A 22,028-nucleotide genomic window follows, 5' to 3' on the forward strand; every position below is an offset into this window, starting at 1 on the left:
ATTCAATGAAGATTATATTTATAAAATAGGGCGCAACATTAAGAGATTCACAATGAGTGATAACAAAGACGAAAAGATTGAAGATGTGTTGGTAGATTCGGAATTGGCAAAAAAGCTTGTACCTAATAAGTTTAAGTTTACTAGCCAACAAGGCCGTGCACGTCGTCAAAAACTATTGGCTGGTGCCAAAAAATTGAGCGAAACACATGCTATTAACGATATTACGTTAGCGGCTGTGTGTGAAGAAGCGGGCATACCAAGAGCGTCTGCTTACCATTTTTTCCCCAATATTGAAGCAATATTTTTAGCATTACGTTTTTTGAATGCGATTGAAATATTAGAGATGGTAGAGACGGTTGATATTGGCAACTATGATAGATGGCAAGGGTATTTAACGGCGCTTATCGATCGTTGTATTACGATATTCCATAACGATGAGACCAAAGCCAAGCTTATCTATGACACCAATACACCTGATTTTGAAGGTGACAGCTTCGGTGAAGATATGGATCATCAAATCGTTGATCTAGTCTATAAGCGTTTGTCAGAGCGTTATGAGATGCCAAACTTCCATGATATTCAAGATACCTTGTTGATTGCTTATAGCATCGTAAATGCTATCTTTACGTTGTCTTATCGCCGTCATCAGAGTATTACTGACGAGTATATCCAAGAAGCAAATACAGCATTTATTGCTTATTTACGTTGTTACCTACCAGAAAAGTTGCCACGTAAAAACCGCTAATTGAACTTGAGTTAAACATAAAAAAGCCGACAAGTATGTCGGCTTTTTTATGTTTAGTTTTTAGTGTAGGATTGGAAATAATACAGATTAATATCTCTAATAAAACAGCGACTATTCTAACGGTTAGACGTCAAATCTTGTCCACGGCAAGTATCATCGCTCGCATCTAAAGGCGAGTACTGCTTATGATAACTGACTATTGACTTCTCTAGCGCTACATTGGTCTGTGAGTCATTTGCATTGACATAAGCTTCGCGAGCTTGTTCAAGCCAGCGATCAGCCATGCGAAAATGCATACCAGATTCGCGCCAGCCTCGTGCGCATTGATTGGTCGCAGCCCAAATTAAAGCCACTTCACTAAATGCCATCTCACGTGGTGCTGATGTTATAGCGTTGCCGTCTTTAAGCGCGCTTAAAGTTGCCCATAGATCAGGACGCATCAAGGCAGAGGTAGACGGAATATCTTGATGCAAGCCCAAGTCTTGTACCGTGTCATTATCTAGCGCTTGCAATATAGGCTCTGCCATTTCTAACGCAACTTGACCCGCGGATGAGCGGCTATTCATACTGTCTTGATGAATAGCATAGTTCAACCACGCGTGCGCTTTATATGCGAAATACTGTTGAGCTGCTGTCTTGTCTTTTTGTTGATAAGGTTTTAACTGCGTGACCATACAATTTAACAGGCGCTGTTGTTCGCTTTGATATCTATAAGAGCGTAATTGAGTCTGACTATCATTGCGGCAGTATTTAGCCATGCTAGTTGAGTTAGCCACTTGGACAGTCTCACTCTTAGCTAAAGCTGGCTGCATAAAGGTTAACGAGAATAAAGCTGATAGTGTAACGCATACTGAGCGCTTGAAAGGTGCTGCTTTGATGGCTGAATCAAACATGGTGTAAACCTTATGTTAAGGTAATAAACGTTGGTATTATTTACCATTACTAGGGCGGACTTAATTGTTGAATGACAAAATAATTCATCATAAGACAATCATGATACTGTCATAAGGATGTACTTACGACAGTATCATTAGTATCAAACAATTAAAATGCAGAATTGCTGCTTAGACGTTGGTTCTTACGTGGGTCTTCACGTTTGAATAAGTCTTCATCGAACTTAAAGCGCAATCTAAAGTAGGCACCTTGCTGAGTACTGTCGTCATAAGCAATATCTTCATCTTCAAAGCCCATGAAGTTATAACCAAGTGATAACCAAAGGTTGGTCATTGGGCTATAACCCACTTCTGCACCAAGCATATAAGCCAAGTCATTTGCCTGATCATTCCAGTAAGTACCTGCTTGTAATCCAATATCCCAGCGCTCACTGATGTCATAAAGACCGCGGCCATAAACAGCGTGAGCCGTATTATTGCTGGTTAAGCTATCTGCTTCGTATTCTGTATACTTACCAGCATAACGTCCAGACAACGTCAACGGACGCGTAGGATGGTAATTACCATTCCATGACCAAACCATAGTGTCTTTTTGATAAGCGTCATCGCCAGTATTATTATCATCCAAACGATATTCGAATTTTGCAAGCATATCTAACTGATTACTATCGTAGTCACGATACGCAGCACCTAGCTGAAAACGATTGATAGTGCGATCGCCATCACTATAGTCAGTGCGTGAGTAGATGTCTTTGGCTAAGAAGGTAACCTCATCGGTATAGCGATAGGCGATACCAGCGCTACCAAGTAGCGTATCACTTGTTTCACCCCAACGTTTTTCAAAACGTCCTGATGCTTTATAATTCTCTTTGGCAAGATATTCAACACCGATACCTGCCGCTGTTGCAGTGTTACTTTCTTCACCTTCCAGAGACTCGACACGCTCAAATAAAGTATTTAAAGTTAGACCTTCTTGAACATACCACTTATTTTTTAGACCAATGGCTGCTTCTGCTTCGCGTGCACTGATGGCATCGCGCATACGGTATTCGCTATAAACCTTACCATCTTTCATGTAAGTCGCGTCAAAACCAAAAACAGTACGTTGACGCTCATCTGTATCATCAAGACCATAAGTACCAGATAGGCTATTAATCAAATCATGACGTGCGTATAGTCGACCTAGATTTCCGAGCGGTGTCTCACCACCGATAGAAGTTGCATTACGTGAGCTATTTTCGATATCTTGCTCATACTCCGCAAATACCAAGCTATCATTCAACTTAGGTAAACGAGAGGTAATACGAGCACGAACAGTCGTGCCTTCAATATCTTCTTCAGCGTTACTAACACTACTTAACGCTGACTGATTGATGATGTCATCATTAAACAGAGTGTCGTCTGTAATATCTACAACGTCTGTCGCGGCTTGAGTATTACGTGAGGCAGCAGTCGCGTCTTGTTTGTAATAACGAACCCCAATTTCACCAACGATGTTTTCACTTAAACGATGCTCAACGCTTGCTTGCACGCCTTCGCGGCTAGCGTCAGTAGTATGCTCTTCTGTGCGTATGCCTTCTAACTTAAGAGCAGTCTGCTTATCATTTAGAGTATGAGTAACCTCTACACCAGACTCAGTACGTCCAGCAGTAAGTGGTGATGCACCAGTGACAAAACCTTCGTCAGCATCATTGTAATAAGCTTTAGCTCGCGTATTTTTCTTATTATCAAAATCAAGTTCAATACGTAGTGCGCTACCTTCAACATCACTATCAGTCAATTCTGTCGCGTTGATTTGATTACTTGACTGAAAATTTGGGTTCTCAGCTTTGTTCATCGCATATTCAGCGACCAGCTTTAGCTTATCATTGAATTTAACAACACTATTAACACTAGCCAACTCTTCTTTGTTCAGTGGGTCATCGCTATTCACATAGCTACCACCGATGGCGACTTTGTTCGTTAGTTGCTGCTTCGCTGCAATACCACCGACCAAATAATCTTCACCACCTTCATCAACTTCTACAGTGACACGGATATAGATAGGATTGCCTTCGATATCTTGACTAGCAATCGGTGCCGTCAAGAATAAGCTACGGCTGATAGGGTCAATCTCATAATCAGCAAAGCGAGTAAGCGTCTCACGATTGATAATAAGCCCAGGGTTGTTGGCATCACGAGTAATAACTTCAACCGTTTCAGAGTTTTCTAATACCGCATCGAAGTTCTCAGCCAATGGATATGGGCCTGAAATGCCTAAACCGCGAGTCTCATTTACCCGTTGGCTAGTACTGGTTTCTGCTAAAAAGGCAGTAACACGAGTATTGCTATCTTCAAATTGAGCTTTTAGACCAGTTAATGTACGGTTGTATTGACCAAGCTTGATACCTTCGTCGTTATCAATCTGAGTTTTTAAATCACCATACATAGCGAACGAACGACCTTTATCAAGGCGCACGTAAAGCTTGCTAGTAGACTGCGCATCGAAGCCTTTAGCTGATGAGTCGCCATAGACAGGATAATATTCGCCAGGCTCTATATCACGGAACAAACGCTCGCCTTTTTTATCACTATCATATGCAAGCGTAAGCAGATAGTCGCCGCGTACTTTTCCTTTGAGAAACATTGCGGCACGACCAGAAGCTGTGTAATCATCATTACCAGCAAAGTCATTTAGCTCTTGCTCAAATGCACCTTGAGCATCGGTAATGCTGCTACCGTCAAAGTCTTTTAGTGAAATAGCACCTTCTACAATACCAACAGCAAGTAGTGGACGTAGTTGAGCAGTAAACTGTAACGGAATGATTTGTTTGCTACTACCAGTGTCAATTACTAGCTCGCCCTTACCTGGTACGCTAGGTGCAGTTACAGGTATTAATAGCTCACCACCAGATACAGTCACTTGGGTGCCAGCTTGATCTTTGCTGCTGTCTTCCAAATTAATACGACCGATATTAGTATCAAGCGTAAGAGAAGTAGTACCAATATAAGGACGATTATCGCGATCTTTTAGGCTGATGACGACTTGGTATTCACTAATACCATCAGCTGGTACTAACTGTGCTTGAGTACGGTAATCGATAGCTTGTAAGCTATCAGGCGTTAATACCTTAATCGTCTGCTCAGAGATGATCTGACCATTTATATCAGTCGCAACACCGCGTAAGGTGTTCTTGCCGCGCTGTAAATCAACAGCATAGTAATCGAAAGCCGTTACATTCTGTTTTTCTTGTTCAGCAGTTTTACCTATTTTTTGTTCTGATACAGCTTTGCCATTGGCATATAGTGTGAACAAAGATCCAAGCGGTGCCTGAACCTGGACCATTTGTTTATAAGTGCTAAGCTGCTGACCCTCGTTTAGGTTGATGAAGGCAACATCATTACTCGCCACTTCTTTTAAGTATTCTTCGAGCTCTTTTTCTACTGGCGGAGCAACAGTGGTCACCGTCATATCAACACGGCTATCTGATGAATTAACCATGTCATTAACGATAGCTGAATCACAGCTGTTGCCGAGATCTAAGTCGCCATTAATATTACAGCCACTAGCATCTACATTGTCAGTAGTATCGGTATCATAATCAGGATCTAAAGTCAGCTCGGTTTTTACCGCTTGCTCTAACGTGTCATTTTTAGCTTCTACTAATTTTCTACGAGCAATTAGCTCAGCGTTTAAGCGCTCAGTGCTATCTGCCATGCCACCAACGATTGCAAAATCTGCACGATGTAATTCGCCGTATTTCAAATCAACAAAACGACTACCGGCATCACCAGCATTGCGATTACTTTGAGTAACTAGTTCAGTTTCTCTAGGAATAGTAGTACGATCGACCTTTAGTACGTGTGTTTTGGCACTGATACCATAGAAGTTATATTTACCTTCAGGATCAGTCACGATGAAGTTGCCGTTCTCCATGTAGATACGTACACCAGCGACACCAAGCTCGCCGTCTTCTTTTTGCTGAATACCATCGCGATTGATATCATGATAGACCTTACCGACGATAATACCATCAGTATTTATAACGCCGCGTTCTACATCAATCTTCCACTGCGCTTCTCTTGAGCTTACGCTTTGACCTTGTTCATTTCTAGCAATTGCGGTGGCGCGGTTAATACCATCGCCGCCTAGCGATGACGCACCGATGAGCACACGATAAGTAACTTTTTTACTTTCGCCAACTGCCATGTTTCCTAGGCTCAATACCTGATATTTACCATCAGCTTTAAACTCAGTAGTCTGCGATTGGTTGATATCAATATCAGTCGTTGGACTAACACGTACACTATTCTCAACGTATTCAAAACCACGCGGTAAAGCGTCTTTTAGTTGTACATCGTAAGCAGACGATTTGCCGTTATTAGTAATATCGATGGTATAGCTTACATAATCACCAAGCTCTGCAGTTTTGACATCGCTTTCTTTAGTGACGACTAGGCTTGCATTATTATCGATGATGTTTACTTGAGAGCTCAATTTATCGATACGGATAGTAAGATCGCTATCATTTGGTAGCTGATCAGCACCTGTGCCAACAGAAGGATCGATACAAGCTGTTAACTCAGCAGTCAACGTATCATCGACCAATGTTTGAATCAGTTTATCATCAATAGCATTGGCATTATTCTGTGTTGGTGCAGATAGGTGATACTTACCTGTGTTGTTGCCAGTCTCGATTCCTTTGAAAGAGTAGGTATCACCAGTCATTGGTGATTTAACAGTAATCCATACTTGATCAGGTGTATCAGATTGCACGTTACACTGCGCGTAACTGACATCAATATAAACGTTGTCACCAATTTGTGAGTCAGCTTTAGTACCATCGAACTGAGAAGTACTAAATTTAATGCTAGACTCAATAACTATTAAGCTATCAGTTACATTAACGCTCGTCACTGACGGATCTTCCAGTACAACCGCACCAATTTTGATGTCAGCAGTGTCCCCATCTTTACCGTTAGCATCTGATAACGCTTGTACGATAAGCTGAATACTCTCACTCTGACCAAGTTTGATCTGAGCGCTCAGGTTATCGAGCATGATTTGTCGATCTTCTGAATCGACTTCTCCATTATTATTAAGATCTTGATAGACCTTTAAGTTAGATACAGTTGGCGATATATCAAATATTAGTTCAACAGTTTGATCGCTGTAGCTTGTGTTGCTCAGTACGTTGACCCAACTTACTTCTGTATTGGGCGCGACAGTGCGTAATGATTGTTGAGTTAAGCTAATACCGTATTCAGGAAGGGCGGATGCTTTGACTTGTACTTGATTTGAGGTAGTAGTTATCGTTACGTCAGTGTCTTTATTGATATTATAATTGGCTTGCGCAGTGTTATTAATTAATTGTATCAATGAATCAGGTGCAGCAAATGCGGTATTTGATTGCATAAGCAACATTGCCAATGACAGCGCAGAGATCTTCGCTGTACACAATGCATTACGATTAGACGGTGTCATGGTAGATAAAGTCATATGTCGCTTATCCAATAAAACATGAAGAGGTAGGGTAGCAACTCTCTGGCTTGGCTAATCGTAATAGATTAGGTCAAGCTAGAGAGTTGATCTATAAGCGTCTTCTGAAACTTATAGTTTTAAAAATAATACGTTTAGGTGAAATGGATTTAACTATTAGTCTTAATTTTGACTTTAAACTGCATAGTTGCAGTTCCTTGAGGTGCCAAAGTAGCAACAGTAGTTGTAATCGCGGTACCATTATTAGAAGCTGTATAACTACCGCCAGCACTGGCAGTGGTTGTCGCACTACCATCGATATAGTCAGCGTTGGCTGAGAATTTAGCCAATTCATCTGAAATTATGACATCAGTAATTTCAAAGCCTGATTCAACCTTAAAATTATTTTTAGCTTGGATTTTGTAAATAATACATTCACCAGGATTTGCCTTATCAAGGTCGGCCTTTGTAAATGCAATGTCATTATCCGTTGATGAAATCGTACCGTCACAATTTCTATCCAAAGCTTGGAGTTTTTCTAAAGTCAAGCCTTTCACAGTAGTGATATCCGTCACAGTTAATTGGGCAGGGGCGCCTTCTAGTTTCGGTATTAAGGTAACGATGGTATCTTCATATGTAGAATTGGTAGTGTTTAAAGGTGTGAAAAGTGGGGCGTTGAGTGATGACACATTATAGTTAATAGTAACTGTGCCATTAGGCGCTATGCCACCAGGTAGAGCACTGAAGAGGTCATAAACTCCACTAACAGCTGTAATAGCTTTAGGTGATTGAGCACCAGTATTATCTTTTGGATCATAAACAATGGTTACGCTTGTAGGAACGATGTTAATCGCATCTGGCGTGTTACCGTCATTGTCAGTAATAGTGAAGGTCAATTCGCCAGCTTTGCTACCTTCAATGTCTTTACCAGTATTGGTAATAATTGTTTGATGAGTTACTTGTCCCTTAGTGCCTGAGGTAGGTGCAATCTCTCTGGTAGTAGGATTAGTAAGACTTAGAGAACGCTTGATAGTCAATATCGGTAACGTAGAGTCATCACCTGGATTCACAGGAGTCTGGCCATTGACAAAGTTATTTTCGGTGCCTGTATAAAAAGTCCTAACATTTAGCTCTCTCCCTGTGTCTGTACTATCAACAAGCGTATTGTCAGTTAAAGCATTGTTGTCTAGGTCATCAGTCACTGTCACATGGTTGATTGCGGTCTCAGGGACAAGTGTGCCCGTACCACCTTGTTTAACATTAAAGGTGATAGTTACGTTTTGACCTACTGGTATATTGACACCAGTAATTCTAAAGCCGTTACTTCCTGCAGTACCGGTACCAGAGGTGATAGAACCTGATGTAGCATTACCGCTGACCTTTATGTTAGTAGAGGTTAAGTTTGTTGCCATTACTAGACCAGGTGGTAAAAAGTCTTCGATAGCAATATCTTTGGCATCAGTACTAAACGAGGTATTACCATCATTTGTTACCACAATTTGATAGGTGGCAGTATCGCTAGAGTCGTTAAGATCTAAAGCATTGGTGATTGTCTTGACAATATTAAAGGTAGGAAGCTTTGTGAATGAAGTATTAGTGTTATTAAGAGTTTTACTTGTGCCTAACAGCGTACTAACAGCAGAAATTGGTAATGATTGTGTAGTACCACCTTTATTACCTGTTGTTTTGGCTTTGATGACGAAACTAATATAATGACCTTTTTCTAATGGGAATACTCTTCCACTAGAGGCACCATAAGGCGCGTCGTTTACAGTACGAGTTTCATCTGCGACTCCATCTGCGTTATATATTTTATACGAAACAGTAGAAGCGGCTGTATCAAAATTTGCAGGAGCTGAAGGTGTCGTAACAGCATATGTATCTGTACGGTTACCAGTATTTTTTAGTGTGTGTCTAAATAAAACGAATCCATCAGGAGCTACTTCTGCTCGAATATTAGATGCATCAAACTGCGTACCTCCTTCAGCTGTATCATCATTATCAGCACTCAATGAGAACGATACCTGCTCTGATACTGTGATTTTGACTATGTTGGACTTAACATCAGGCTGAGTTTCACCACTAACTTTATAGGTTGCGCTAGCTTGGTTAGTGATATCTACGCTCGTTGTTGTTGAACCTGATTGTGCAGGATCTACTGCGTTGGCAGTCGAACTGATACTGAGTGCAGCAGCGATACCGACAGCCAAGAAGCTATAATTAAAAGCATTCGATTTCATGTATTATCCCGGAAATGATGATAAAAGTTTAAATAAAAGAGTGGAACGTTAAAAGAAAGAAGGTTTAATATCTACTGAACTAATTAACTGTAGTATTAAGGGAAACAGCAGCTGATTTTTTTGCTGGTAGTAGTTTGATATTCCAACGAAGAGTACGGTATTCAGCATATGGAATCTTGACCATTTTGCCATCGACCTTTCTCATCAAAGGCATATCAGCATAGTTCTTACCGTCAGTACTGGCTTGTGCGCTTGCAGGCATCGCATCGCCAGTAAAGGTCATATTTGCAGGAATAGGTAGAGTTACCATTAAATCGTTAATATCTTTATTGACAGTATTGTTATAGGTTGCCTTATACTGAATGACAGAGCCTGCTGGGGCTGTGCGTACTGGTGTATAAACAGCTTTTCCTTCCGCATTCTTTATGACTTGATTAGCTGTAAGCTCCATTTTTAGAGCGTCATTAGCATGTGCCATATTTAATAAGCAAGTAGAAGCTATTGTAGCTAACAGAACATTGTGCAAAAATTTAAAACGTTTCATATAAAACCCTTTCTTATACCCTTACTATCATTAGGTATTAATGTTTTGGGGCATATTTAATCATCTACAGTCTAATCTTAGTATTACCTGTAGATAACCTATACTTCCCCTTTATTCTATTGTCACGTAAACAATACAAATATTCATTACAAAGACGACAAATGGTAATTCAAGGTATCCAAACGGTAAAAGAGCCTTGTCTAGATCGACAAGGCTCTTTAAAAAATATAATAATAACTTAGAGTTACAAAATAAAATGGCTACTGAGCATTCGTAATATTACCGTACTTGGTATTAAAGCGAATAGCTTGGCGACGAGCGTCGGTGGTAGTACCTAAGGAAAAAGTGTTGGTTACAATTTGACCGTTACTACCAATAGGTACTGAACTCGTTGGAAAGGAAGGTACACCGCTGTTCTCTCCAATAGGTGTGGGACTGACTAAGGTAGAGGTGACAAGTGAATTATTAGAATCGCCTTTCTTCTGTAGAGTGTCTCTAATAATAATATCTGATAAAGAAACATTACCGCGATTTATAGCTTCAATTCTATAAGCGATACATTGTCCAGGGATAATGTTAGATATTGGTTTTGTACTATACGCACTACTAGCACTACCGTCATAATTAACACCAATTGTGGCAAGGTAATTTAGGCTACAGTCATGGACATACTGACTTTTGATTAATACCAACGCAGCATTTTCTTGAATAACATCACCGAAATCATTGCTAGGGTAGTTGTATTTACTGTTAGTAATGTCTATTTGTAGGACATTGCTCGTAGTATCTACAGAATATGTATAGTTGCTAGGCTCATTTTGAGTAACGCAAAGCCTTGTATAACTACCTACTTGTGCTGGCGTCAAGATAAAACTATAGGTTCCATCATTACCAATGTTTACCGTCTGAGGTGAGAACGTACCACTATCACCTGTACATTTATTTAGAGTAACGGTATGACCTGTAGTAAAGGGAATACCAGATTCAGTTGGTGAATCGTATTTGCCATTGAAATAAAGGCTATTATTTAGGTATTTGCTAGATATATCATCTTTAGATGGACTTAAAACATTACCGTTATCATTAAATACGGTGCCTGAAAATACATAATTAGATCTGTCATTTGTGATTGTACATGTCCAACTATCTCCGTACGTAAGCTTTAGATTCTTTGGATCTAAAGTAGTAACGGTTGTACCATCCGATCTTCTACATGCATATAACGCAGTATAATCTACTAGGTTGGTCGTTCCTGAGACCGCTTCTGTCAATGTATAGGTCTTGGCAGGACTCACCTTGAAGGTTCCTGTAGTACCTGTGCCCGTAGTAACTGTATTACCTGAACCCGTTGTAGTAACTGAGTTAATACCACTGGTAACGACTGAGTTATCTGTATTGTCCTTTATTTGAACAGTGAATTGATCGGTATTTGTTTTACGAGAAGAAGAGAGCACTTTAGTATATGTTAGGCGCGGCTGTGGCAGGTAGCAGTAACCATCAAATACAATGTTGATCAGCTGATCACCAGGGTTACCAACAGTGCCAGTGGTATTATCGTAGTATTCTAGGTTAGGGTTATTGCCATAAGACACATCCACTCTAACGATAGGTTGATTAAAAGCAACGGATACTTTACATCTTTCGTCTACAGAGTCTGTACTACACAAAACGCTACTGGTAGTAGTGGTTTGACGATAGGGTGCCGTAGTCGTTATTCCGGTGCCTCTATATATTAAAGTTGGCGTCACACTAGTACCTGCACTAGTAAAACCAGTAATGGTCACTTGGTCGGAAAACTCGAAATACCTAGTATTTAGTGTTGTTCCTCCGTTTCCTGTACCTGCACCTAGATAGTTCACATCTATATCATAAATACTTAAGCTGACATTGGTAAGGGCTTGAGACTCGTTGGTAAAACTGTTTTTAAAAGTATATGAGGCCGTACGAGATGATGCCTTGTTAGTAAAATCCTGAAAAAATTCAAACGATTGAAGGTTGCCCGCTAGCGTTTTAGGTCTATAAAAGTTTGAGCCACCTGCATCTAAACTGCCAGTAGTAATCAAACTGTTAGAAGCAACAGTGTAACTTTCACTTTTAAGACCATTTAAAAGTTGGTTTACACCAAGAATAGGTGGTGATGCTGTCGATCCTAAGTTGCTGTAATCAACGCTTGAAAACTCATCAGAAATGTATCCAGCAGGACATGTTGTTATTGCTGCAAAAGCTAAGTAATTAGGCAGCAGTATTAATAAAGATGGTAGAGCTATCCAACACGTTACTCTTGACTTTAGAGTTGATAGTCTAATAGACGAGTTCATAATAGCTCCGTGAACAAAGATAAAATATAAGTATAGCTTTGTAATAAGAGTAATACTTAAATCACAAGTAATATACAAAAATGAGACGAATGTCTATTTATAAGGTATGAGTAACAAGAAGCGTATTTCCGATTAGTGTATTTATTAATTAGAAAAGCAGATACCTACCGATATGGACGGTAAATCTCATCTACCTATTACTAAAATCTTGGTATCAATGGAATAATGGTTAATAATATTTACCTAACAACTAATCATTATTTATTTAAAAAATACTTGTTATTTCATCATTTCTCTACAGCCATAAACAACCAACGCGTAAACGCTTATAATGGAATGTCATAGTAATTAACATTTGAATAGAATATTCATAGCATTATGACGGTTTGGCAGATGTGTTGATTTGATGCATTTGTCGATATGAGTAATACTATTTTTATAATCAAGCTGTATATCATCGCACAAAACAATGGAATGCTTGGACGTAGCAAGGATGTCATAAGTAAACCAATCTCTCATCATGCATTTTTCAATGAAGCCCTGCCATTAGGTAGGTATGACTGATATAAAAGGATTAACAAGAATGAATTATTATAAGGATGCTGATAGCACCGAAACTCAGGAATGGCTGGCAGCCTTTGAGTCTGTGGTTAAACACGCAGACAAAGACCGTGCTCAGTTTCTCCTAAAAGCCTTATACAATATGGCGGTTCAAGAAGGTCTTCCGTTCAACAGACTAGACACTGCGTACGTCAATAGTATCGCTGTTGAAGACGAGCCAATGTACCCAGGCGATCTAGGCATGGAGCGTAAGATACGTGCGCTAATTCGCTACAACGCACTTGCCATGGTCATGCGTGCCAATAAAAACGACGATGATTTGGGTGGTCACTTGGCGACATTCGCCTCTAGTGCGACACTTTATGAAACGGGTTTTAACCATTTCTTCCGCGCCGCTAGCGATCACTTCGGTGGTGACATGATCTATTATCAAGGTCACTCAGCACCAGGTATCTATGCCCGTTCTTATTTAGAAGGTCGTTTGACCGAAGACCAGCTTGATAATTTCCGTCGTGAAGTAGGCGGCAAAGGTCTATCAAGCTATCCGCATCCATATCTCATGCCTGATTACTGGCAGTTCCCAACCGTATCAATGGGACTTGGCCCAATCATGTCTATCTATCACGCCCATGTACATCGTTATATGGAAAATCGTGGATTGCTAGAAAAAGAAGGTCGTAAGATTTGGACATTCTTGGGTGATGGTGAAACGGATGAGCCAGAAAGCTTAGGGGCAATTTCTCTCGCTGGTCGTGAGAAGTTGGACAACCTAATATGGGTAGTTAACTGTAACTTGCAGCGTCTTGATGGTCCAGTCCGTGGTAACGGTAAAATTATTCAAGAGCTAGAGTCAGTATTCCGCGGCGCAGGCTGGCGAGTCATCAAAGTCATTTGGGGTGGTAACTGGGATTCATTGCTTGGTAAAGATCATACGGGTGTCCTTAAACAACGTATGGAAGAAGTGGTGGATGGTGAGTATCAGCTATATGAAGCTCGTACGCCTGAATTTACCCGCAAAGAGTTCTTTGGTAAATATCCAGAGCTAGAAGAGATGGCAGATGCGTTGACTGACGAAGAAATCTCACGTCTGAACCGTGGTGGTCATGATCCAGTTAAAGTTTACGCTGCCTTTAGCGAAGCTATGAAAACCAAAGGCCAACCGACGGTTATTTTGGTTAAAACCGTTAAAGGTTATGGCTTATCTGCACAAACGCAAGCAGTCAACAAATCGCATCAGGTGAAGAAGCTTGATCAAGAAGCGTTGATGTATTTCCGTGATCGTTTTGATTTGCCATTTACTGATGAGCAGTTAGAGACCCTACCATTCTATCGCCCTGAAGAAGGTTCGGCGGAGATGAAGTATCTCAAAGGTCGTCGCGAGTCGTTAGGTGGTCATTTGCCAAACCGTCGTAGTGGTCATATTCCACTGAATATCCCTGAACTATCAATGTTCGATCGGGTATTAAAAGGCAGTAACGGTAAAGAGCAATCTACGACGATGGTATTTGTACGCTTACTATCTGCGATGCTAAAAAACAAAGACATCCAAGATCGTGTCGTACCAATCGTACCTGACGAAGCGCGTACGTTTGGTCTAGAAGGTATGTTCCGTCAATTGGGTATTTACTCGGCTGTTGGCCAAAAATATACGCCAGAAGACAGTGAAGCGCTGATGGGCTATAAAGAAGCTATCGATGGTCACATGTTAGAAGAAGGTATCAACGAAGCAGGCGCAATGAGTACTTGGATTGCATTGGCAACCAGTTATTCTGTCAACGCGCTACCGATGATTCCGATGTATATCTACTACTCAATGTTCGGTTTCCAACGTGTGGGCGATTTGGCTTGGGCGGCAGGTGATTGTCAAGCACAAGGCTTCTTGTTAGGCGCAACTGCTGGTCGTACAACGCTTAATGGCGAAGGCTTGCAGCATCAAGATGGTCATTCACAGATTCTATTCAATGTCGTGCCAAACTGCGTCAGCTACGATCCTTGCTTTGGTTATGAGCTAGCTGTGGTCATGCATGATGGTCTACGCCGTATGTATGGTGAAGGCGAGCGCGTTTACTATTACTTGACGTTGATGAATGAAAACTACGAGCAACCTGCTATGCCAGAAGGTGCAGAGGAAGGTATCAAACGTGGTATGTACTTGCTTGAAGACAATGGTTCAACACAAGTACAGCTATTAGGTTCTGGTGTTATCTTACGCGAAGTACAAAAAGCATCACAAATACTAAAAGACGAGTTCAATATTACGTCTAACGTCTGGAGCGTAACCAGCTTTAACGAGCTGACTCGCGATGGTATGGTTTGTGATGACTACAATCGTCTACATCCAATGGACGAAGAGAAAGTACCTTGGGTTACTGAGCAATTAGCACCGCACGAAGGTATTGTGGTTGCAGCGACAGATTATATGCGTAACTACTCAGAGCAAATCCGTGCTTGGTTACCAGATAACCGTCCTTATACGACTCTGGGTACCGATGGTTATGGCCGTTCTGATACGCGCGAAAATCTACGTAGTTTCTTCAACGTTGATGCTGCGCATATCGTTGTGGCAACGCTTAAACGCCTAGCCGATGAAGGCGAAGTTGAGATGCGTTTGGTTAAAGACGCGATTTCAAGCTTAGGTATCGATGTGGATCATCCACCTGCATGGCAGCAGCAGTCTTACTATGATCAGTCTCCAGATGCACCAGCGCCAGGTAACGTAAATCCAAATCCTGTACCTGAATTTATCGCTGAAGACGATGATGAAATCAGTAATGAAGGCCTTGCTGAAGATCAAGCAGATGCAAATGTACTTGATGATAAAGATGTCAAATAATAATAACCATAAGACGAGGAAATAAATCATGGACATTAAAGCCCCCGATTTAGGTGTGGATAGCGCCGAAGTCAGCGAGATTATGGTAGAAATTGGTGATGTCATCGCAAAAGACGACAACATCGTATTATTAGAATCTGACAAAGCATCGGTTGAAGTACCAAGCTCTGCTGCTGGTAAAGTGACTAAGATTAGCGTTGCTATCGGTGATCAAGTCAGCGAAGGTATGGTGCTAATTGAGCTTGAAAGCGCAGAGGATAGCGCAGAAAGCAACGATGACAGTGCTGCTGCTGAAGAGCAAGAAGCGAACAGCACAGACGATGTTAAATCAGAATCAAAACCTGAACCTGCTGCAACTGAATCAAAGCAATCAGAGTCTGCTGCCAAGCCAGCCGCTAATGCAGGTAAAGCAACTACTCATGCATTACCTGACTTAGGTGTTGATGAGGCACAAGTTTCTGAAATTATGGTTAGTGTTGGTGATACTGTTAGCGCTGAGCAGTCGATTTTGCTAATCGAATCAGATAAAGCTTCGGTTGAAGTACCAGCGCCAGTTGCCGGTAAGATTGAGAAAATCTTGGTTGAAGCAGGTGATATGGTTGCTAACGGTCAGGACTTTATCGTTATCATGGAAAGTAGTACAGATGATGCTAGTGATAGTGAATCTGAGACGCCTAAGCCACAAGAGTCAGCACCAGCCAAAACAGAAGATAAACCAGCTGCTAAAACTACTGGTGAGCCAAAACAAGCGGCCAAACCGACCAATACTGATACAGCTGCTAGCAAAACAGAGGGTAAATTAACTGAAGCACAAGTCAATGAAAAATTGGTTGATGTGTATGCAGGTCCTGCTGTTCGCAAGCTAGCGCGTCAGTTAGGTGTTGATATCACACAAGTGAATGGTTCAGCTCTAAATGATCGCATTCTAAAAGAAGACTTGTTTGCCCATGTTAAAAGCAGTCTAACCAAGCAAAAAGCGGCACCTATGAGCGGCAATCCTGTTAGCTCAGGTCTACCGAAACTGCCTGACATGAGTAATGCTGAGATCTGGGGTGAGATAGAAACACAAGACCTCAGCCGCTTGCAGAAAGTCTCGATACCACAGCTCAACTACAATACTTTGCTACCGCAAGTAACGCAGTTCGATCTCTCTGATATCACCGAGACTGAAAAACTACGTGGTGAGCTAAAAGGTGGCATGAAAGCTGAAGGTGTTGGCTTTACTATCTTGGCATTCGTGGTTAAAGCAACTGCTTATGCGTTGACCCAGCATCCACGATTCAACAGTCATTTGAGCGATGACAATACTCAGGTCATATTGCGCAAAAGTGTCAATATGGGTATCGCAGTGGCAACAGATGATGGTCTTATCGTACCGGTTATCAAAAACGTACAAGATAAAGGCCTGAAGCAAATCGCGATTGAGATCGGCGAGCTTGCAGTAAAAGCTCGTGATAAGAAGCTCAGTACCAAAGATTTGCAAGGGGCAAGCTTTACCATATCTAGCCAAGGTAACTTGGGTGGTACCGCCTTTACGCCGTTAGTTAACTGGCCACAAGTTGGTATTTTAGGTGTTTCTGAAGCAAGTATGCAGCCGCGCTGGGATGCTAAAACAGAAAGCTTTGAGCCACGTTTGATGCTGCCACTGTCTTTGTCTTATGATCACCGTGTGATCAATGGCGCAGACGCTGCTGTATTTACTCGTTATATTGCAACGCTATTAGCGGACCCACGTCGTATCTTGATCTAAAACTAGCTAGCAATTAAAAAAGACTGCCTACGGGTGGTCTTTTTTTATGAAGATTATTTGTTCTTGTAGGTTGCTAGCCGCTTTTATAAATAATTGCTTAATAACTAGAGTAGAGGGTAATATCCATAATTAATAAGCACAAAAAAGCCAGCTATAAAGCTGGCTCTTATTACGCATTATATTTTACTAATTTAGAACTGTTTAACGAATGCTACGCCATATACCCAAGGGCTAATATCAACTTCACCGATATCAGTACCGTTTAGGCTTGCATCTGTTTTGATGTCCATATAACGGGCATCAATACGGAAAGATTCAGTTGGAGCAAAAGGAATATCAAGACCAACATGGCCAGCTACACCAACGCTATCATCAAGTTCTAAATCATTACCGTTACCAAGGTAGATTCTTTCTTTGAAAAATGTTGTGTAGTTCACACCAACACCAACAAAAGGCTTCACATTCATAGGTAAGTCATAACCATCGAAGTGATACTGTACAGATAGAGTAGGTGGTAGGTGCTGAGTTTCTGCATCAATTTCGTTACCAGCATTATCTGTTAGGGTAATGTCATGATGAAATGGAATAGCAGCTAGCAGTTCGATACCAACGTTGTTAGCGATGAAGTACTCACCACTGATAGTTGGACGTACATCGCCATCAACATCAACAGATAAACCGTTATCTAGAGTACCGTTGTCGCTTTTAGGATCAACATAATGTGCGCCAGCAGCAACAGACCAAGTACCAGCAGGGACTGCAAAAGCAGTTGTCATTGTAAGTGCAGCAGCAGTCGCTAAAACTAGGGATTTTAGTTTCATCATTTCATTCCTTAACGTAATAAAAAATTATCAGCAGTTTTCTAATGAGGGATGGCATTAGCTACTGATACATAATGTCATGATTAAAGTCTAATCTGTAACATTTAATCTCTATTATAATACGAAAATCATTATTATTGGTAAGGTTTTGAGCATAAATTAGCAATATTTCTGCAATAAATTACATTTATGTGTAATTCAATTGTCTACAGTCTATAATTAAACACAACAAAAGCTGCTTTTTAAGTAAGTGTCATTGACGTGAGTCGGTATCTCTTATTTATGATTCAACAAGAGGTGCAATATATTATGCTTGGCTATTGCAGTAACTCCCCTCTACGCTGTACGAATGCGCGTACTATGAAAATATTGAATCAGGTAGACTCTTGCTGTCCTGAATGTCACTTGTTTTTGATACCTGCGCAAGATATTAGCCAGCAGCTTCGCGCTGACGAACAGTTCTTAAGGTTCTCTATCCTACTAATTGTGTTTATACTGCTGGTATCGGTCTATATTTATTACCTGCATTTTGTATAGCCGATAGTCATGGCTGATAATGGACATGCCAGTACTTAAAATAAGCGTTGTTGATAAAAATCACGGATGATTGCTGCAAATATATCCTATGTTCCGTGATGAAAGTTTGGTTTTTATTGTTTGACTGTTGTTTTATTCTATTAATATCAAATCGGTATTTCACCGCATAGGGCTGGCATGTTATTCCAATCTATACGGCGCTTGCGTCATTTTGTTTATGATATTTTACAAAATGAAGAACATGACACGTTATTTAGCCGTTACGTTGATTATTTTCTTATATTTTTGATTATGACTAACGTAGCGGCTGTGATAGCAGAGTCTGTCGATCAGTGGTATTACCCTTATCAAGATTACTTCACATTATTTGAAAACTTCTCTATCGTTGTCTTTTCTATTGAGTACTTATTGCGTCTGTGGAGTGTGGCTGAAGCCAAACCTGATAACACAACATGGAAACAGCGATGGGATTGGCTTAGAAGCCCATCCGCATTGATTGATTTAGTAGCCATCGTGCCCGCCTTTTTGAATTTCTTTGTCAACATTGATTTGCGTTTCTTACGTATTTTACGTTTGTTTCGAATCCTAAAATTGACGCGTTATTTTGCCTCAATGCGTATCTTGCTAGTCGTGATTAGCAAGGAGCGAGGCTCATTTCAGGCTGTTATCTTTATTCTTATCATTATGATTGTGACCGCCTCTAGCGGTATTTATCTAGTGGAGAATCACGCACAGCCAGACGAGTTTGAGTCTATACCTAAAGCGATGTGGTGGGCTGTGGTGACACTGACAACCGTAGGCTATGGAGATGTCACGCCAATTACTAATGCTGGCAAAATATTGGGTGCGGTCATTACGATATTGGGTGTGGGTCTTGCCGCACTGCCGGCTGGTATTCTAGCGACGGGATTGGCGAATGAATTGGCTCAGCGTCGTGAAGAGCTTGAACAGCATTTTCGTGAGCAGCTCATTGATAGCGACTTTGATCTGGTACAGAATCAGATGATGATTGATAAAATTCGTCGAGAGCTAGGCTTAGATAAAGAGCAGGCACAAAATATCGTCTTACAGGTACTGCGAGAGCAAGAGCTTGAACGACGTGAAAAAGAAGTTGAAACGCGCCAAAAGAACTTCTGTCCGCATTGCGGTGAAGTTTTATAGGCAAGTATTAAATGATTTATGAGAGATAGGTTTTTAGCAGTTAATCGTAGTTAATATTTTGACCATAAAAAGAGGTCTTGTGTTTACATAGCACAAGACCTCTTTTATATTCGATGACCAGTTGCTCTTATATACCCTGAGGAATGGGCAGTGCACGTGCTAACTCATGAGCCACTTCTTGTGCCGCATCTGCTAGACCTTCTGCAGTGAGTGGTAAGTTTTGCAATGTTAAGTGCCAGTCGTCAACAGATCGACGCAAATGTGCTACCCATAGCGTGGTGCAGTCGCGTGGGAGCTGCTTAAGGTTGACTTCAAAACAACGGTTTCCTTCATCGTCACTCAGATGAATCTCGCCTTTTTTCACTCTAGAGAACGAATGACCGTGATATGAGTTGGCGATCAAACCAATATGATTAATATGAGCGGGTATTTTCTCAAGCTCCAATCTGATTTGCTCTTGATCAAGGGGGGCAAGATACATGGCTTGTTCACCGCGATCCTTACCATTTAAGCTGTCTCCTTGATGCTTGACCGATTCAGCTTTATCTCGTAGTTGCTTAAACCAAACGATGTCACTGATGACGCAATTGTCATCGTACAACACACAAGCCAGATCAATATCCATCGCGCTTTGATTTTTTTTGAAGCGCTTAAACATGCCTTTTGGCTCAATTTTGGTAAATTCATAATTGAGCGCAAAGAACAAAGTCCCTGCGTCTAGTCCCAGTCCTCGTAAACTATCTGACAACAGTGGTGATGGGGCAGTGGTCGACATAACTTTCCTTTTTTATTCTTAGTTTTTAACCGTTATCTAGATTTAGTGTTTGCTTACTTAAGGTGTGCGGATGTTAGCCTATCTCAGGTCAGTGATGTCACTCACTGATTGCTGTCGAAGACTTATCTAATACTGCTTGATAGAGCAGCTCAGGCTTAGCATCTAATAACCCACTACCAAATCCACGTAGCCACCAGACCAGCTGCGAGGTTAAATTAACAGTGGCTTTTACAGTAAGGGTATTATCCTCATTTAGCGTAACGGTTTGATCGTCATTAAGCTTACTTTCGGTCAGACTCTTACCTGCTTGCCTAGTAAATCTAAGCTCAACAGCGGTATTCTTACCACGCTCATCCAATTCGCCAAACAGTGGGTGACTAAAGCCCATGCTACCTTCATCCAAATAGGTATCGAGTTGAAAGTTTTCTGGCGTTTTTGCAGCGGTTTCGAGAATCTCAACACTATCAAAACGATGTAAAGCAAAAGTGCGAATAATGGCTTCTGGATCGTCAGTACGAGTTGCCAGTAGATAGATAATCACGCCGCGCTGGATAATTGCGATTGGATTTAGGATATATTCGCTGGCTTGTAATTTGTTGCTACGAGTATAACAAGCATGAATTTGCAGCTGATAAAATAGCGCATGGTAAATATTGTCTTTACTGTCCAAATCTATATCTGGTGCAATAAGCGGCTGCGTGGCAGGCTCGATACGCACTCTGTCTATCCAAGAGTGGGTTACTTTGCTGTTTTTGAGCTGTCGCCGTGCTAAGTCAAACCAAGGAAATAATTCATCTAAGATAACAGGTGGCAGTAACTGGGTCAGATTGGCCTCGACCATATTAAAAGCAACCGCTTGTGATAAGTTCATATGCGGCAAGCTTTGTAATGGGGCGTCTTCTTTCCAGCGCCAACCTTGAGGATTGGCATTGTTTTTTTCGATAGGGAAGCGTTTCGCAAGGGCATTCAAATCACGTTGGACAGTACGTAGGCTGATATCAAAGCCTGCCATCATCAGCTGCTCATAAATATGCGTTGTGCCTACCCAGCGATTGCGCTGTAGTTGTGATAGTACCTGCCATTGCCGAGCAGTCGTTGCCGCACCATGTCGGTTGTCATTAATATTGGCGGCATTGGCCTCTTTCGAGGTACCAGTGTCTACAGCTGCAAGCGCACCTGCCGGCTCACTAGGATTGGACTGAGCTTGGATGTTATCAGCATCAGTAGGATGTACAGTCATTAAGAGATACCCTTTATGAAGTTACAAGTCGGTTTCTGGCACGATATTGCTCGATCAGGAACCGTTAATCATCGCAGAAAAGCAGCGTAGCGTCTAGCGACGTTCATGCATGCGTATGTTCATTTGATGGTTACTATTCGATGATAGCTGCT

The 22,028-nt window shown here is 41.2% G+C and carries 12 protein-coding genes; 4 read left to right on the plus strand and 8 right to left on the minus strand.

The window, feature by feature from the left end:
* Positions 1–52 precede the first annotated feature (52 nt).
* Positions 53–745 carry a TetR/AcrR family transcriptional regulator gene (locus ACQKCP_RS01585; RefSeq protein ID WP_427611019.1) on the plus strand — a complete coding sequence of 231 codons (693 nt, stop codon included), beginning with the start codon at positions 53–55 and terminating at the stop codon, positions 743–745.
* Between the two features lie 116 nt (positions 746–861).
* Here the strand turns inward: ACQKCP_RS01585 and ACQKCP_RS01590 are convergent, their stop codons facing one another.
* From ACQKCP_RS01590 to ACQKCP_RS01610, 5 genes are all read right to left on the minus strand, one after another.
* Positions 862–1,638: a hypothetical protein gene (locus ACQKCP_RS01590; RefSeq protein WP_427611020.1), complete on the minus strand. Its 777-nt coding sequence runs from the start codon at positions 1,636–1,638 to the stop codon at positions 862–864.
* 151 nt (positions 1,639–1,789) lie between these two features.
* Positions 1,790–7,117: a hypothetical protein gene (locus ACQKCP_RS01595; RefSeq protein ID WP_427611021.1), complete on the minus strand. Its 5,328-nt coding sequence runs from the start codon at positions 7,115–7,117 to the stop codon at positions 1,790–1,792.
* A gap of 149 nt (positions 7,118–7,266) precedes the next feature.
* A complete protein-coding gene (locus ACQKCP_RS01600; RefSeq protein WP_427611022.1) occupies positions 7,267–9,336 on the minus strand; it encodes a hypothetical protein in 2,070 nt (689 codons plus the stop codon).
* Positions 9,337–9,415: 79 nt separating this feature from the next.
* Positions 9,416–9,880: a hypothetical protein gene (locus ACQKCP_RS01605; protein ID WP_427611023.1), complete on the minus strand. Its 465-nt coding sequence runs from the start codon at positions 9,878–9,880 to the stop codon at positions 9,416–9,418.
* Positions 9,881–10,140: 260 nt separating this feature from the next.
* The gene (locus tag ACQKCP_RS01610) at positions 10,141–12,198 is read right to left on the minus strand and encodes a hypothetical protein (RefSeq protein WP_427611024.1); all 2,058 of its coding nucleotides are present in this window, start codon (positions 12,196–12,198) and stop codon (positions 10,141–10,143) included.
* 583 nt (positions 12,199–12,781) lie between these two features.
* Between ACQKCP_RS01610 and aceE the strand changes: the two genes are divergently transcribed.
* Together aceE and ACQKCP_RS01620 are read left to right on the plus strand one after the other, a co-directional pair.
* Positions 12,782–15,592 carry a pyruvate dehydrogenase (acetyl-transferring), homodimeric type gene (aceE, locus tag ACQKCP_RS01615; RefSeq protein WP_427611025.1) on the plus strand — a complete coding sequence of 937 codons (2,811 nt, stop codon included), beginning with the start codon at positions 12,782–12,784 and terminating at the stop codon, positions 15,590–15,592.
* Between the two features lie 28 nt (positions 15,593–15,620).
* A complete protein-coding gene (locus tag ACQKCP_RS01620) occupies positions 15,621–17,342 on the plus strand; it encodes a 2-oxo acid dehydrogenase subunit E2 (protein ID WP_427611026.1) in 1,722 nt (573 codons plus the stop codon).
* A gap of 191 nt (positions 17,343–17,533) precedes the next feature.
* On the opposite strand, the gene ACQKCP_RS01625 is transcribed toward ACQKCP_RS01620, so the two are convergent.
* On the minus strand, positions 17,534–18,163 hold the full coding sequence (locus ACQKCP_RS01625; protein WP_427611027.1) for an OmpW/AlkL family protein: 630 nt from the start codon (positions 18,161–18,163) through the stop codon (positions 17,534–17,536).
* Positions 18,164–18,877: 714 nt separating this feature from the next.
* On the opposite strand from ACQKCP_RS01625, the gene ACQKCP_RS01630 reads away from it, so the two are divergent.
* Positions 18,878–19,861, plus strand: coding sequence for an ion transporter (locus ACQKCP_RS01630; protein ID WP_057759421.1), 984 nt, complete (start codon positions 18,878–18,880; stop codon positions 19,859–19,861).
* Between the two features lie 127 nt (positions 19,862–19,988).
* Here ACQKCP_RS01630 and ACQKCP_RS01635 read toward each other — a convergent pair whose 3' ends face one another.
* Together ACQKCP_RS01635 and ACQKCP_RS01640 are read right to left on the minus strand one after the other, a co-directional pair.
* On the minus strand, positions 19,989–20,636 hold the full coding sequence (locus tag ACQKCP_RS01635) for a TerD family protein (RefSeq protein WP_427611028.1): 648 nt from the start codon (positions 20,634–20,636) through the stop codon (positions 19,989–19,991).
* A 97-nt stretch (positions 20,637–20,733) separates the two neighbouring features.
* The gene (locus tag ACQKCP_RS01640) at positions 20,734–21,876 is read right to left on the minus strand and encodes a helix-turn-helix transcriptional regulator (RefSeq protein ID WP_427611029.1); all 1,143 of its coding nucleotides are present in this window, start codon (positions 21,874–21,876) and stop codon (positions 20,734–20,736) included.
* Positions 21,877–22,028 lie beyond the last annotated feature (152 nt).

This window comes from Psychrobacter sp. NPDC078631, assembly GCF_050268165.1.
Lineage (GTDB): Bacteria > Pseudomonadota > Gammaproteobacteria > Pseudomonadales > Moraxellaceae > Psychrobacter.